Genomic DNA, 14859 nt, shown 5'->3' with positions numbered 1-14859 from the left:
GGACGGCAGCCGGTGCGGCGTTCACTAGCGTCCGGGGCATGACGGAAATGACGATCGCGGTCAGCGGTCTGAGCAAGCGGTACGGGCGGACGCCGGCGGTGGACGCACTGTCGTTCACCGTGCGGCCCGGCCGGGTGACGGGCTTCGTCGGACCGAACGGCGCGGGCAAGTCGACGACGATGCGGATGATGATGGGTCTGGACGCGCCCGATGCGGGCACCGCGCTCATCGGCGGGCTGCCGTACCGCGAACTGCCCGATCCGCTCAGGGTGGTGGGGGCGCTGCTGGACGCGGAGGCGGTGCACCCGGGCCGCCGCGCTCGGGCCCATCTGCTCTGGCAGGCGCGGTACAACGGTCTGCCGGTGCGGCGGGTCGACGAGGTGCTCGAACAGGTCGGGCTGGACCCCGCGGCCCGCCGCCGCGCGGGCGGTTTCTCGCTCGGCATGCGGCAGCGCCTGGGGATCGCGGGCGCGCTGCTGGGCGATCCGCAGGTGCTGATCCTGGACGAGCCGGTGAACGGCCTCGATCCGGAGGGCATCCGGTGGATCCGCGGGCTGCTGCGCTCGCTCGCCGCCGAGGGCCGCACGGTGCTGGTCTCCAGTCATCTCATGGGCGAACTCCAGGACACCGCGGACCACTTGATCGTGATCGGTCGCGGCCGGCTGCTCGCCGACACCGAGGTGGACGAACTGCTCGCCGCGGCCTCGGACGACCGTGTCGAACTGCGCACCGCGCACCGCGCGGAGGCCATGGCGGTGCTGGCGGCGGAGGGCGGGACGGTGTCGGTGCTCGGTCCCGACGCGCTGACCGTGACCGGACTCGGCGCGGAGCGGATCGCCGCGGAACTCGCCTCGCACGCGGTGCCGTTCGCCCATCTGGCGCCGCACCGCGCCTCGCTGGAGGAGGCCTACCTGGATCTGACGCGCGAGGCGGCGGACTACCGGGCGCACGATCCGGCGGCGGCACCAGCGGCAGCGGCCTCCGGCTCGGGCTCGGGCTCGGGCTCGGGCTCCGACTCCGCAGAGGAGAAGGGGCGATGAGCACTTCCCTGCTGCGCGCGGTGCGCGCCGAGTGGACCAAGCTGCGGTCGGTGCGCAGCACCGGGGTGGCGCTGCTCGCGACGATCGCGCTGACCGTGCTGATCGGGCTGCTCACCGCGGAGGGCGGCCACACCAGTTACGGCGGTCCGCCGGTCGTCGACTCCTTCGCCTTCGTGCACCGGCCGCTGGCCGGGGACGGCACGGTGACCACGAAGGTGGCCGCGCAGTCCGATTCCGGGCCGTGGGCCAAGGCGGGCGTGATGCTGAAGTCGGGGACCGGCGGTGTGTCCCCCGAGGTCGCGCTGATGGTGACGCCAGGTCACGGCATACGGATGCAGGTGGACGGCAAGCGGGAGCTGACCTGGCCCGACGGCGGCGCGGCGCCGTACTGGCTGCGGCTGACCAGGAGCGCGCACCGGGTGACGGGGGCGGTCTCGGCGGACGGGCGCGCCTGGCGGACGGTGGGGACGGTCACCGACGGCGGGCTGCCCGCGACCTGCGAGGCGGGCGTCTTCGTGGCGTCGCCCGACGTGGCGACCTCGCACTGGGCGGGGCCCGGCAAGGTGGTGGGCGCTGCCCGGCGGACGACGGGGCGGGCCGTCTTCGAGCACCTCACCGCCGGTGCCGCCGCGGGCGTCGATGCCGCCGATGCCGGTGCGGGCGGTGCGGCGACGGGGACGTCCTCCGGGGCGCAAGCGGCAGACGGGGGCTGGCAGTTGACGGACGTCGCGCAGCCCGACCTCCCCGCGGGCCCGCTCTCGAACCGGCCGCAGACGCCCGGCACCGTGCACGCGGGGGGCGGCGCGCTGACGGTCACCGGCAGCGGCGACCTCGGCAGTCTCGGCGTCGGCGGCATCGGCACGGAGGCTCTGGACGACACGATCGCCTCGGCGCTGAGCGGTGTCGAGATCGCGCTGTTCGCGGTGATCGCGCTCGGCGTGCTGGCGGTGACCTCGGAGTACCGGACGCGGACGATCCGCACCACCTTCACCGTATGCCCGCGGCGCGGCCGGGTGCTGGCCGCGAAGGCCGTGGTGCTGGCGGCCGGGGTCTTCGCGGCCGGGCTGGTCGCCTGTGCGGTGTCCTTCGTGGTGGCGAGCCCGGTGCAGCGCCGCAACGGGTACGGACCGCCGCTGTTCCCCGAACGGTCGCTGGCCGATCCGCTGGTGCTGCGCGCGGTGGTGGGCACCGCCGGGTTCCTCGCGCTGGTCGCGCTGCTCAGTCTGGGCGTGGGGGTGCTGGTGCGGCGCACCGCGGGCGCGGTGATCCTGCTGTTCACGCTGCTGGTCGTGATCCCGCTGGTCGCCTCGATCACCTCGGTGGGCGCCGGCCTGTGGGTGGGCCGGCTGACGCCCGTCGCGGGGGCCGCGATCCGCCAGACCCGGCCGATGTTCCAGGACGCGACCGGCCCGTGGTCCGGGCTGGCGGTGCTGGCCGGGTACACGGCGGCGACGCTCGGCGCGGCCTTCTGGGTGCAGCGGCGGCGGGACGCGTGAGGACGCGCCACGCCCGGCGGGCGCTGCACGCGGAGTGGACGAAACTGGTCACCGTGCCGGGGCAGTTGTGGCTGGCGGTGGCGGTCGCCGGGCTGATGACCGGGGTGGGCGTCCTGGTCGGCGCGGTGCAGCGCGCTCCGAACTGCCCGGTCGCGGCGGCGTGTCCGGCGCCGGACACCACCGCGCTCGCCCTGTCGGGGGTGTACGTCGCCCAACTCGCCGCGATCATGATGGGGGTGGCACTGGTGGCGTCGGAGTACCAGCCGCGGGTGATCCTGCTGACGCTGGCGGCGTGTCCCCGGCGCGGCGCCGTCTTCGCCGCGAAGTCGGCGGTGGGCACCGCCACGGTGTGCGCCGCGGGGGCGGCCGGAGTGGCCGGGGCGCTGGCGGCGGGTGGCGCGCTGCTCGGAGTCCGGGGCCTGGACACGGCGTCGTTCGGTGACCCGGCGCTCCAACGGGCGGCCGCCGGAACCCTGTTGTACCTGCTGCTGGTGGGCCTGCTGGCCGCCGGGCTGGCCTGGGCGCTGCGCCATCAGGCAGCCGCCGCGGGGTCCACGGCGGCGCTGCTGTACGGGCCGTATCTGATCTCCAGGATCGTCCCGATGCCCCCGCACACGCTGCACGCGGTGCAGGACCTCTCCCCCATGACGGCGGGGCTCGCGGTGCAGTCGGCGGCGTCCGGCGCGGGGACGGCGCCGCTCGGACCGTGGGCGGGGCTCGGTGTCCTCGCCCTCTACACGGGTGCCTCGCTCGCGCTGGGTCGCGTACTGCTGGAGTACCGCGACTGCTGAGGAGTACGCCGCGCGGCCGGTTCGGGGCGCCGGCGGTCCGACGCCGGCAGCGCGCCGGCAGCACGCCGGCCGCCGGTCGTCCACGGGGCGCCCGCGCCCGCGCGGACGCGGGCGAGCCGCGCGTGTAAACCTCGGTTGACAGACTCCGACTGTCAATGTAAGTTGACAGATGTGACTGAAGCGACCGCCCTCGCCGCACGGGCGGGCGACAACGACCCCCGGGTGGGCCTGCGGGCCGTGGCCGCTCTGCGGCGGCTCCTGGACCAGTTGGAGTCCGTACAGGTGCGCAACGCGCGCAATCAGAACTGGTCGTGGCAGGAAATCGCCGACGACCTCGGAGTCAGCAGGCAGGCAGTGCACAAGAAGCACGGGAGGCATTGATGTTCCAGAAGCTGACAGGGAGCGCCCGGTCCGTGCTGCGGGCCGCGATGGAGCGCTCCGAGCAGGCCGGCGCCCCGGGCATCAGGACCGAGGACCTGCTGCTGCCGCTCTTCGACCGTCCCGACATCGCGGCCGGCGCGGCGCTGGCGACGCTGGGACTGGCCGAGCGCCGCGCGTCGGTGGAGCAGGCGCTGGCCGACGCCGCACGCCGCGGCGGCCTCTCGCAGACCGACGCGGAGGCGCTCGCGGGCATCGGGATCGACCTGGCGGAGGTGCTCGGCCAGGCGGAACGGGCGCACGGCGAAGGCGCGTTGGCGGTCGGCGACGCCACCAGGGACCGGTGGCGGCCGGAGTACCGGGCGTTCTCCGAGGGCGCGAAGAAGGTGCTGGAGCGGGCGCTGCGGGAGGCCGTGGAGAACGGCGGCAAGCAGATCGGCGACCAGCACCTGCTGCTGGCGCTCGCCACGCCGCCCGGCGTGGTGGCCGACGTGCTCGCCGAGCACGGCGCCACCTCCACCGAGATCCGCCGGGCGCTCGCCCGGCGCCCCGCCGCCTGAGGCCGGTCGCCGCCCGCCGCGGGCGTCAGCCGCGGGCGCCGTCGCCCGCGTCGGGCGGCGGGGCAGGCGAAGGCGTGGGGGCGGCCACGGGGACAGGGGCGGGCGGGAGCGGCAGCGGATAGCGCACGAAGAGCACGGCCTCCACATCGCCGTGCGGCGCGCTGTAGAGGTGCGGGACGTCGGCGCGCCAGTGCGCGGACGCTCCGGGGCCGGCGGTCTGCGGGCGGTCGGGGTCGCCGACCACGGCCGTCCCGCCGAGCACCGTCAACTGCTCCTCGGTACCCGGGATATGGGCCGCGGACTGCTGGCGGGCGCCGGACCTGATCCGAATCCGGAAGACGTCGGTGACCGAGTCGGCGTCCTCGAAGCGCTCGGCGAGCACCGCGGTGACCGCCGCGCCGGAGATGCCCTCCCGCTCGGCCCCGGGGGCGTGCGCCGCGCCGTCCGGACCCGCGGCGGCGTGCGGGTCGGCCGGGGCGGCGACGGCGCTCCGGGGTTCGGTGAGCGCCGCGCTGAGCGGCACGCCGAGTGCGGTGGTCAGCGCGTACAGCGTCTCCAGGGTGGGGTTGCGGCGGCCGGCCTCCAGCTCGGAGAGGGTGGCCTTGCCGGTGCCGGACCTGCGGGCCAGCTCGGAGAGCGACAGCCCGCGCTCCTCGCGCAGTTGCCGCAGCCGCCGCCCGACCTGCTCGTTCAGCTCCATGGCCCGCCGCGGCCCTCCCGGTTTCCGGCCGTTCCTGCCGTCCGTTGACGCGCCGACGGTCCTGACCCTAGTGTTCCACATACGGAACGTTCCATATACGGAACACGGCCGCGCCGTCCGCGTACGCCCGGCGGTACGTCCGTGCCGCCGTCGCCGCCGTCCCGGGAAGAGCCATGAGTCGCCGCACCGCTCGCCACCCCTCCCCCGCACCGGAACACGCACCGGAGTCCGCGCCGGACCCCCTCGCGAACCCCGCGCCCGACCCCGTGCCGGACCCCGCCGCCGAGGACGCCGGCCGCCGCGCCGCGCCCGGCCGGCTGGCCGCGCTGCGCGCCGCCGCACCGCCCTCCGCGGTCACCGCCGGCCTGGTCACCGTCCTGGTGGGGGTGACCAGTTCGGCCGCCGTGGTCTTCACCGCGGCGAGGGCGGCGGGCGCGGACTCCGCGGAGATCGCCTCCTGGATGCTCGCGCTCGGCGTGGGCCTGGGCGTCACCTGCATCGGCCTGTCGCTGCGCTACCGGGCGCCGGTGGTGACGGCCTGGTCGACTCCGGGCGCGGCGCTGCTCGCGACCGGGCTGGCCGGCGTGCCGATGGCGGACGCGGTCGGCGCCTTCCTGCTCTCCGCGGCGCTGATCCTGCTGAGCGGGGTGACCGGCTGGTTCGCCCGGGTGATGGACGCGGTGCCGGTGCCGCTGACCGCCGCGCTGCTCGCCGGCGTGCTGCTGCAGTTCGGCATGGGCCTGTTCACCGCCCTGCACGGCGGGTTCGCGGTGGCCTTCCCGATCTTCGCCTGCTACCTGCTCGCCCGCCGGTTCCTGCCGCGCTACGCGGTCCTGCTGGGGCTGGCGGCGGGCGTCGTCGCGACCACCGCCACCGGCGGCTGGCACGGCGGCGGCATCAGGCTCGCCCCGGCGGCCCCGGTCTTCGTCGCCCCGCACTTCGACTGGCACACCCTGCTCGGCGTGGGCCTGCCGCTGTACGTGGTCACGATGGCGGGCCAGAACCTGCCGGGCGTGGCGGTGCTGCGCGGCGCGGGCTACCGGGTGCCGGTCTCGCCGCTGCTGGGCTGGACCGGCGCGGTCAACGCGGTGCTCGCGCCCTTCGGCGCGTTCGGCCTGAACCTGGCCGCGATCACCGCCGCCATCTGCACCGGCGAGCAGGCCCACCCGGACCGCGAACGGCGTTACCTGGCCGCGGTCTGGGCGGGCGTGTTCTACCTGTGCGTCGCGCTGTTCGCCGGCGCGATCGGCGCGCTGCTCACCGCGATGCCCCAGGCGCTGGTGCTGGGCGTGGCGGGGATCGGCCTGCTGGGGACGATCGGCGGCTCGCTGCACAGCGCGCTGGCCGACGACCGGATGCGGGAGGCGGCCGTGGTGACCTTCACCGCCACCGCGTCCGGTGTCACCCTGCTGGGCGTCAACTCGGCTTTCTGGGGCCTGCTCGCGGGTGTGCTGACCCTGCTGGTCACCCGCCGCACGAGTCCCCGGCCCGCGGCGGCCGCCTCCGAGGCGGCCGCCGTGACCACCGCGACCACTGCGACCGCGCCGGCCGCCGCGACCACCGGTGCCGCCGCGCCCACGGCGGCGGCCCCGGCCGTCAACGCCCCTGCAGGGCCTTGACGTTGTTGCCGAAGGTCCAGCCCTTCGAGCCGTCCCAGTTGACCGACCAGGTCATCAGCCCCTTCAGCGCGGTGCCGTAGTGGTTCCACGCCTGCGCGACAAGGCTGGGCGCCATGTAGCCGCCGCCCGCGCCGGACTGCGCGGGCAGTCCGGGGACCTGCTTGTCGTACGGGACCCTGATCGTGGTGCCCTGCACGACCAGTCCCCTGTTGAGGCAGTCGGTCTGCGCGGTGAAGCCGGCGACCGTGCCGGCCTGGTAGGAGTCGCCGGAGCAGCCGTACATGCTGCCGTTGTAGTACTGCATGTTCAGCCACCACAGGCGGCCGTTGTCGGCGTACTTCTTCACGATCGGCAGGTAGGCGCCCCAGATGGAGCCGTAGGCGACGCTGCCGCCGGTGACGTAGGCGGTCTCGGGGGCCATGGTCAGACCGAAGCCGGCGGGCATCTGCGCGAGCACGCCGTCGATGATGCGTTCCAGGTTGGCCTGGGAGGCGGACAGGGTGGTGATGCTGCCGCTGCCGACGAGGCCGGTCTCGATGTCGATGTCGATGCCGTCGAAGTCGTACTTCTTGAGGATCGGCACGACGGTGGCCACGAAGCGGTCGGCGACGGCGCTGGAGCTGAGGTCGATCCCGGCCGCGGCGCCGCCGATGGACATCAGGATGGTCGCCCCGGCCGCCTTGGCCTGGCACATCTCGGCCGGGGTGGCGACCTTGACGCCGCTGTCCATGCCGTCCTGCCACTCGACGGTGCCGTCGGAGAGGATGACGGGGAAGGCGGCGTTGATCACGTTGTAGCCGTGCTGGGCGATGCGGCTGTCGGTGATCGGGATCCAGCCGAGGCCGGGGTGCACGCCGTTGGCGGCGCCGTCCCAGTTCTCCCAGTAGCCCTGGAGGACCTTGCCGGACGGTCTGGGCTTGGTGGCGCAGGTGTCGGCGGCAGCCGCGGTGTGGGCGGCGGCCGCGACCGGGATCTGTGCGAGGAAGGCCAACGCCACGGCGGCCGCGGCCGCTCGTAACCTCCGACCGAACATGCTGTGCTCCCTTCCCGTCCGGGCCGGTCGCCGGGTCATTGGGGGATGCTCATGACAACTCGGCCCTGGAATGAGTTGTAGAGGCGGTCTCGACCACTCGTCAATAGGTCTGGACCAAAGGGCCGGTCCCGGCCGGGGGCGCGGTGCTCTTCCTGACCACCAGGCTGGTGGCCAGTTCCATCCGGGTCGCCGCACCCTCGGGGCCGCCGGGTCGCAGCAGCATCCGCGCCCCCGCCTCGGCCATCTTGCGCAGCGGCTGGCGCACGGTGGTCAGCGCGGGACGCGACCACCGGGCCACCGCGACGTCGTCGTAGCCGACCACCGACAGGTCCTCGGGGGTGCGCAGCCCGCGGGCGGCCGCCGCCTCCATGACGCCGATGGCCTGCAGGTCGCTGCCGGCGAAGATGGCGGTGGGCCGGTCGGAGCGGTCGAGCATGTGCTTGGCGTGGGCGCAGCCGCCCTCGACGTGGAAGTCGCCGAAGGCGATCAGCGAGGGGTCGATCTCCAGGCCGGCGGTGGTCATCGCGGAGCGGTAGCCGTCGAGGCGGGCCAGCGAGCACATCATGTCCTCGGGCCCGGTGATGATGCCGATCCGCCGGTGCCCGTACTCGATCAGGTGGCGGGTGGCGGCCAGCCCGCCGGACCAGTTGGCCGAGCCGACGGAGGGCACGTCGGGCTCCGGATCACCGGCCGGGTCGATGATCACGAAGGGGATCGAGCGCGATCTGAGCTGCTGCTTGAAGACCTGCGGCAGCGAGGAGAAGACCAGGATGACGCCGACCGGGCGGCGCCGCAGCACGCCGTCGATCCACTCCGCGCCGGGTGAGTGCCGGGTGCCGCTCTCGGTCAGCACCACGCTGGCGCCGTGGTCCTTGGCCACCGCCTCGACACCGAGGATCAGCTCCATCGCCCAGATCGCGTCCAGCTCGTGGAAGACGATCTCGATGAGCGGCGCCTCGGGCGCGGCGCGGGTGGTCCTGCGGTAGCCGTGCACCTCCAGCAGACGCTCGATTTTGAGCCGCGTGGGGGCGGAGACGTCCTGCCGGCCATTGAGGACCTTCGAAACTGTCGAGATCGAGACCCCCGCAGTTTCGGCCACTTGAGCCAGGGTCACCCGGCTCGATTCCCCTGCAACATCCATGCACCGCAGCGTACGGCACGTTCGTTGCCACCCCACGGTAACGCTTTGATAACCCATATCCCGAGGGTTGACCCCTTCCGGGACGCACCCTAGCGTCGCAGCGCGCAGCAATTTTCGGCGAAGGGGCCGAAACTTTTCGAAAGGCTGGACGATGAAGAAGAGATGGCTTCCGCGTGCCGTGGCCGGCAGCGTGGTGCTCGCCCTCGGTCTGACCCTGGCCGCGTGCGGCGGCGGCAGCTCCGGCGGCAGCGGCTCCGGCAGCTTCAAGGTTCTGGTGTACGGCGACGCGAGCAACAAGGTCGAGAAGCAGATCGTCGACACCTTCAACAGGACGTCGAAGGTCAAGGCGGTCCTCCAGACCATCCCCGGCGCGGACTACCAGCAGAAGCTGCAGACGATCATCAACACCAAGCAGGCCCCGGACGTCTTCTTCAACTGGGGCGGCGGCAGCATCGCGCCCTTCGTCAAGGCCGGACTCCTGCTCCCGCTGGACGGCTTCATCGCCAAGGACCCCGCCCTGAAGTCCGACTTCCTGCCGTCGGTGTTCAACAGCGCGGTGCTGGACGGCAGGTCGTACGGCATCCCGATGCGCGGCACCCAGCCGGTGCTGCTGTTCGACAACAAGAAGGTGCTGTCGGACGCGGGCCTCACCGAGCCCAGGACCTGGGACGACCTGCTCAACGCGGTCAGGGTCCTGAAGGCGAGGCACGTCACCCCGATCGCGCTGGGCGGCGGCGACCAGTGGCCGACCCTGATGTGGTACGAGTACATGTACGACCGCATCGCGGGCCCCGGCCTGTTCGAGAAGGCGATGGGCGGCGACAAGTCCGCCTGGGACAGCGCCGACAGCCGCGCCGCGCTGGCGAAGCTCAGGGAGCTGGTCGACGCCGGCGCCTTCGGCACCAACTACGACTCGGTGAAGTACACCGACGGCGGCTCGGTCGCGCTCGTGGCGCAGGGCAAGGCCGGCTTCGAGCTGATGGGCTCCTGGTACTACTCCCAGCAGCAGCAGGACAACCCCGACTTCGCCACGTCCGGCCTCGGCTTCACCTCCTTCCCGACGGTCGGCGGCGGCAAGGGCGACCCCGCCGACGTGGTCGGCAACACCAACAACTTCTACTCGGTGCTGAAGAAGACCAAGTACCCGGACGCCGTCGCCCGGTTCCTGAAGCTGCAGTCCTCCGACGAGTTCGTGAAGGCGCAGATGGCGATCGGCAACCTGCCGACCACCACCAGCACCGTCGACTTCCTGAGCACCGCGGCGATACCGGAGTACGCGAAGTTCCAGTACGACCTGGTCAAGGCGGCGCCCTCGTTCCAGCTCTCGTGGGACCAGGCGTACCCGCAGACGGCCAGCGAGGGCATGCACACCGCCGTGCAGCAGTTCTTCGACGGCAAGCTCGACGCCGACGGCTTCATCAAGGCCATGCAGGCCCTGCCCACGTCCTGAACCGGGATTCCGACATGACCACCTCTGCCGCACCGAGGGTGGCAAGGCGCCGGCCCGCACGCCGGACAGGCGCCGCCGTGGCCCGCCCAGGCTTCGCCTGGGCGGTGCCCGCCACCTTGTTCTTCCTCCTCTTCGCCGTCGTCCCGCTGGTCCTGGTCGCCGTGCTCTCCTTCACCAGTTGGGACGGTCTGGGCTCGCCCGAGTTCACCGGGCTGGACAACTGGAAGACGCTGGTCCACGACCACACCATGATCCAGAGCCTGTGGCTCAGCGTGCTGATCACGGTGCTCGGCGTCGCCGTCCAGACCCCGCTGAGCATCCTGCTCGGGGTGTGGGCGGCCGGCCGCCAGCGCAACCGGGCGGTGCTGTCCGCGATCTACTTCGTGCCGCTGCTGCTGTCGGCGACGGCGGTGTCCATCCTGTGGCGGGCGCTGCTCGACCCGAACTTCGGCGTGCCGGCCCAGGCCACCTGGCTGTTCGGGGACGGCAACCTGTTCGGCAGGCAGACCAGCGCCATCGGCGTGCTGGTCTTCGTGGGCGCCTGGCAGTACACGCCCTTCCACACCCTGATCTACCAGGGCGCGGCCCGCGCCGTCCCGCAGGTGCTCTACCAGGCCGCGGCGATCGACGGGGCGGGCACCGTACGGCAGTTCTTCCACATCACGCTGCCGCAGCTGCGCAACACGATGATCACCTCGATGATCCTCATGGTGGTCGGCGGCCTCACCACCTTCGACACGGTGCTGATCCTCACCCAGGGCGGCCCCGGCACCGACACCACCATCAGCGCCTACTACATGTACCAACGGGCCTTCAAGAGCTTCGACTTCGGCGGCGGCTCGGCCATCGCCCTGGTCCTGGTGCTCATCGCCACGGTCATCTCGCTCGTCGTCGTGAAGGTCTCCGGCTACGACACGATGCGCAGCTCCTCGGAGGGCCTGTGATGAAGCGCCGCCCCAACTACCTGGCGGGACTGGGCTCCCTCGTCTGGCTGTTCCTGATCGGCCTGCCGCTCTACGTGATGCTGGCCGCCACCTTGCAGTCCCGCTCCGACTACTCCGCGAACGGCCCGCTGGCCCTCCCCGAGCACCTCACCCTGCACAACTACACCGAGGACTTCTCCAACGGGTTCGGCCGGTTCTTCCTCAACACCGTCCTGGTCACACTGGCGGTGGTCGCCATCGTGCTGCTGGTGGTGCCGCCGCTGTCGTACGCGATCGTGCGCGGCCGGGGCCGCATCACCACCGGCGTCTTCCGGCTCTTCCTGCTCGGTCTGGCGATCCCCGCGCAGGCGGTGGTCGTGCCGATGTTCTACGTCATCAGCAAAGCGGGTCTGTACGACAACCTGATCGGCGTCATCCTGCCGACCGCGGCGTTCTCGCTGCCGGTCTGCGCGCTGATCCTCACCGGCGTGATGCGCGACATCACCGCGGACCTCTACGAGGCCATGGCGATGGACGGCGCGGCGCCGTGGCGGGTCTTCTTCCAGCTGGTCCTGCCGCTGTCCAGGGGCGGCCTCTCCACCATCGTGGTCTTCTCCGCCCTCCAGGCGTGGAACGGCTTCCTGTTCCCCCTGGTGCTGACCCAGTCCGACTCCTCGAAGGTCATCACCCTCGGCCTCTTCAACTTCCAGACCGAGCACGGCATCGACATCCCCGGTCTGCTGGCCGCGGTGGTGCTGTCGATGCTGCCCATCTTCATCGTCTACCTGTTCGCCCGCCGTGCCCTGGTCCAGGGGCTGATGGGCGTCGGAGGAAAGTGACCGGCACCGTGGTCGAAGAGACAGATTCCGCTGTTCCCGCCTGGCGGGACCCCTCCCTGGCGCCCGCGACCCGGGCGCGGGCGCTGATCGCCGCGATGACCCTGCGGGAGAAGGTCGCGCAGCTGTTCGGCGTGTGGGTGGGCGCTTCCGACGAGGGCGGCGAGGTCGCCCCCTATCAGCACGAGATGGAGGAACCGCCGGCCTTGGAGTCGCTGCTGCCGCAGGGGCTCGGGCAGCTGACCCGCCCCTTCGGCACCGACCCGGTCGACCCGGCGCTCGGCGCCCTGTCCCTGCTGCGCAGCCAGCGCAGGATCATCGAGGCGAACCGTTTCGGCATCCCCGCCCTCGCGCACGAGGAGTGCCTGGCCGGGTTCGCGGCCTGGGGCGCCACCGCCTATCCGGTGCCGCTGTCCTGGGGCGCCACCTTCGACCCGGCGCTGATCCGCGAGATGGCCGCGGGCATCGGCCGCGACATGCGCGCGGTCGGCGTGCACCAGGGCCTCGCCCCGGTGCTCGACGTGGTGCGCGACGCACGCTGGGGACGGGTCGAGGAGACCATCGGCGAGGACCCGTACCTGGTGGGCACCGTCGCCACCGGCTACATCCAGGGCCTGGAGTCCGCCGGGATCGTCGCCACCCTCAAGCACTTCGCCGGCTACTCCGCCTCCCGCGCCGGCCGCAACCTCGCGCCGGTCGGCATGGGCGCACGCGAGCGCGCCGACGTGATCCTGGCGCCCTTCGAGATGGCGGTCCGCGAGAGCGGGGCGCGCTCGGTGATGCACGCCTACACCGACACCGACGGGGTGCCCTCGGCGGCCGACGAGCGGCTGCTGACCGGGCTGCTCCGGGACACCTGGGGGTTCGAGGGGACCGTCGTCGCCGACTACTTCGGCATCGCGTTCCTGAAGACCCTGCACGGCCTGGCGGGCAGTCTCGGCGAGGCCGCCGGGCTGGCGCTGGCCGCCGGCGTCGACGTCGAACTGCCCACCGTGAAGACCTTCGGCGAGCCGCTGCTCAAGGCCATCGCCGACGGGGTCGTCCCGGAGGCGGTCGTCGACCGCGCGCTGCACCGGGTGCTCACGCAGAAGGCGCAGCTCGGGCTCCTCGACCCGGACTGGGACCCGGTGCCCGCCGCGCTGGCCGGCGCCGACCTGACAGACCCGCAGGAGCTGCGGGGCACCGTCGACCTGGACCCGGCGGGCAACCGGGCGATGGCCCGGCGGGTCGCCGAGGAGAGCATCGTCCTGCTGCGCAACGACGGCATCCTGCCGCTCGCCCGGCCGGCCAGGATCGCGCTGATCGGCCCCACCGCCGACACCCCGACGGCCGTCCTCGGCTGCTACGCCTTCCCCGTGCACGTGGGCTCCCGGCACCCCGAGTCGCCGGTCGGCATCGCACTGCCCACCCTGCGCGAGGCGCTGGCGGCGGAGTTCCCCGGCTGCACGATCGACACCGCGGCGGGGGCGAGCGTCGACGGCCAGGACACCGGCGGCTTCGCCGAGGCCGTACGGCTGGCCGCGGACGCGGACGTGGTGGTGCTGGCGCTCGGCGACCGCGCCGGGCTCTTCGGCCGCGGCACCAGCGGGGAGGGCTGCGACGCCGAGTCGCTGGCGCTGCCCGGCGTGCAGCAGCAACTCCTGGACACCCTGCTCGACACCGGCACGCCGGTGATCGTCACCCTGCTCGCCGGGCGGCCCTACGTGCTCGGCCGGGGGGTGGCCGAGTCGGCCGCCGTGGTGCAGGCGTTCTTCCCCGGCGAGGAGGGCGCCTCGGCGGTGGCCGGCGTGCTCAGCGGCCGGGTCAACCCCTCCGGGCGGCTTCCGGTCAGCGTGCCGCGGCGGCCGGGGGTGCAGCCCTCGACGTATCTGGCGGCGCGTCTCGGCCAGGTCAGCGAGGTCTCCAGCATCGACCCGACGCCGGCCTTCGGCTTCGGCCACGGGCTGACGTACACCACCTTCCACTGGACCGAGCTGGACGTGGAGAACCTGACGGCCGACACCGCGGACGGGATACGGCTGGCGTTCACGGTCCGCAACACCGGGAAGCGCGAGGGCACGGAGGTCGTCCAGCTGTACGTGCACGACCCGGTCGCGTCCGTGGTGCAGCCGGTGCAGCGGCTGATCGGCTACCGCCGCCTGCACCTGGCGGCGGGCGAGGCGGCCCGGGTGCGCCTGAGCGTGCCGGCCGACCTGGTGTCCTTCACCGGCCTGGACGGGCGGCGGATCGTCGAGCCCGGCGAGATCGAGCTGCGGCTAGGCGCCTCCTCGACGGACCTGCGGCTGACCGTGATCGGCACGCTGACCGGTGCGGTGCGCACGCTCGACCACACCAGGCGGCTGCACGCCTCCTGGACCACCGCCGCGGCGGCCGCCCGCTGACGGGCGGCGGCCGCGCGCGGTCGCGCTACAGGGCCACCGGCGCCTTCGTACGCGCCCCTCCCGCGGAGCCGGTGTTGGGGGTGCCGGCCGGCTCCAGCAGCAGTACGGCGGTCTCCTCCTCGGCGCGCGGGCAGTGCTCGACGCCCCGGGGCACCACGTAGAGCTGCCCGGGGCCGAGCACCACGTCGGGGGCGCCGCCGAGCTGGAGGGTCAGCCGGCCGCTGATCACCAGGAAGAGCTCGTCGGTGTCGTCGTGCCGGTGCCAGACGAACTCCCCGCGGAGTTTGGCGATCTTGACCTCGTAGTCGTTGACGGATGCGAGCGTGCGCTGGGCCCACAGCTCGTCGAAGAGGGCGAGCTTGGCGGCGAGGTCGACGGCTTCAGGAGCGGGGGCGGCGGTCCGCGGTGCGGCGGCGGCATGCGGCGGGGCGGTGTCGGTCATGGCGCCAGCTTCCGGCGGCGGCCCGGCGCCCGTCTTGTACGTTCCTCGCACGAACGGCCGGGGCGCGCC

At 73.1% G+C, this 14859-nt stretch carries 14 protein-coding genes; 10 read left to right on the top strand and 4 right to left on the bottom strand.

What is annotated here, in order from left to right; translation table 11 throughout:
• Positions 1 to 47 precede the first annotated feature (47 nt).
• From V2S66_RS23425 to V2S66_RS23405, 5 genes are all read left to right on the top strand, one after another.
• Positions 48 to 1040 carry an ABC transporter ATP-binding protein gene (locus V2S66_RS23425; RefSeq protein ID WP_413966465.1) on the top strand — a complete coding sequence of 331 codons (993 nt, stop codon included), beginning with the start codon at positions 48 to 50 and terminating at the stop codon, positions 1038 to 1040.
• Positions 1037 to 2536, top strand: a complete 1500-nt coding sequence (locus V2S66_RS23420; protein WP_330798108.1) for a DUF1349 domain-containing protein — start codon at positions 1037 to 1039, stop codon at positions 2534 to 2536. The genes V2S66_RS23425 and V2S66_RS23420 overlap by 4 nt, the downstream gene beginning before the upstream one ends.
• The gene (locus tag V2S66_RS23415; protein WP_330798106.1) at positions 2533 to 3327 is read left to right on the top strand and encodes a hypothetical protein; all 795 of its coding nucleotides are present in this window, start codon (positions 2533 to 2535) and stop codon (positions 3325 to 3327) included. Before V2S66_RS23420 ends, V2S66_RS23415 begins: the two co-directional genes overlap by 4 nt.
• A 171-nt stretch (positions 3328 to 3498) precedes the next feature.
• Positions 3499 to 3708 (top strand): HTH domain-containing protein, encoded by a 210-nt coding sequence (locus V2S66_RS23410; RefSeq protein ID WP_330798105.1) that lies wholly within the window; start codon positions 3499 to 3501, stop codon positions 3706 to 3708.
• Positions 3708 to 4265, top strand: coding sequence for a Clp protease N-terminal domain-containing protein (locus V2S66_RS23405; protein ID WP_330798103.1), 558 nt, complete (start codon positions 3708 to 3710; stop codon positions 4263 to 4265). The genes V2S66_RS23410 and V2S66_RS23405 overlap by 1 nt, the downstream gene beginning before the upstream one ends.
• Positions 4266 to 4290: 25 nt before the next feature.
• On the opposite strand, the gene V2S66_RS23400 is transcribed toward V2S66_RS23405, so the two are convergent.
• Positions 4291 to 4965 carry a helix-turn-helix domain-containing protein gene (locus V2S66_RS23400; protein ID WP_330798101.1) on the bottom strand — a complete coding sequence of 225 codons (675 nt, stop codon included), beginning with the start codon at positions 4963 to 4965 and terminating at the stop codon, positions 4291 to 4293.
• A 173-nt stretch (positions 4966 to 5138) separates the two neighbouring features.
• Between V2S66_RS23400 and V2S66_RS23395 the strand changes: the two genes are divergently transcribed.
• Positions 5139 to 6584 (top strand): benzoate/H(+) symporter BenE family transporter, encoded by a 1446-nt coding sequence (locus tag V2S66_RS23395; protein WP_330798099.1) that lies wholly within the window; start codon positions 5139 to 5141, stop codon positions 6582 to 6584.
• Here V2S66_RS23395 and V2S66_RS23390 read toward each other — a convergent pair.
• Positions 6562 to 7617 carry a chitinase gene (locus tag V2S66_RS23390; protein WP_330798097.1) on the bottom strand — a complete coding sequence of 352 codons (1056 nt, stop codon included), beginning with the start codon at positions 7615 to 7617 and terminating at the stop codon, positions 6562 to 6564. The genes V2S66_RS23395 and V2S66_RS23390 overlap by 23 nt on opposite strands.
• A 100-nt stretch (positions 7618 to 7717) precedes the next feature.
• Positions 7718 to 8758, bottom strand: a complete 1041-nt coding sequence (locus V2S66_RS23385) for a LacI family DNA-binding transcriptional regulator (RefSeq protein WP_330798095.1) — start codon at positions 8756 to 8758, stop codon at positions 7718 to 7720.
• A gap of 151 nt (positions 8759 to 8909) precedes the next feature.
• Between V2S66_RS23385 and V2S66_RS23380 the strand changes: the two genes are divergently transcribed.
• From V2S66_RS23380 to V2S66_RS23365, 4 genes are all read left to right on the top strand, one after another.
• Positions 8910 to 10208 (top strand): ABC transporter substrate-binding protein, encoded by a 1299-nt coding sequence (locus V2S66_RS23380; protein ID WP_330798093.1) that lies wholly within the window; start codon positions 8910 to 8912, stop codon positions 10206 to 10208.
• Positions 10209 to 10222: 14 nt separating this feature from the next.
• Positions 10223 to 11152 (top strand): carbohydrate ABC transporter permease, encoded by a 930-nt coding sequence (locus V2S66_RS23375; protein ID WP_330798091.1) that lies wholly within the window; start codon positions 10223 to 10225, stop codon positions 11150 to 11152.
• Entirely contained in the window at positions 11152 to 11970 is an 819-nt protein-coding gene (locus V2S66_RS23370) for a carbohydrate ABC transporter permease (RefSeq protein ID WP_330798090.1), read from the top strand. Before V2S66_RS23375 ends, V2S66_RS23370 begins: the two co-directional genes overlap by 1 nt.
• Before the next feature lie 95 nt (positions 11971 to 12065).
• Entirely contained in the window at positions 12066 to 14348 is a 2283-nt protein-coding gene (locus V2S66_RS23365) for a beta-xylosidase/alpha-l-arabinosidase (RefSeq protein ID WP_330798126.1), read from the top strand.
• Between the two features lie 25 nt (positions 14349 to 14373).
• Here the strand turns inward: V2S66_RS23365 and V2S66_RS23360 are convergent, their stop codons facing one another.
• Positions 14374 to 14790 carry a cupin domain-containing protein gene (locus V2S66_RS23360; protein WP_330798089.1) on the bottom strand — a complete coding sequence of 139 codons (417 nt, stop codon included), beginning with the start codon at positions 14788 to 14790 and terminating at the stop codon, positions 14374 to 14376.
• Between the last annotated feature and the right edge of the window lie 69 nt (positions 14791 to 14859).

Origin of the sequence: Actinacidiphila polyblastidii, assembly GCF_036353415.1 — a bacterium.
In the GTDB taxonomy this organism is placed as follows: domain Bacteria; phylum Actinomycetota; class Actinomycetes; order Streptomycetales; family Streptomycetaceae; genus Actinacidiphila; species Actinacidiphila polyblastidii.
The sequence above is the reverse complement of the archived record's forward strand: the minus strand, read 5'-3'. Positions and strand labels throughout refer to the sequence as shown.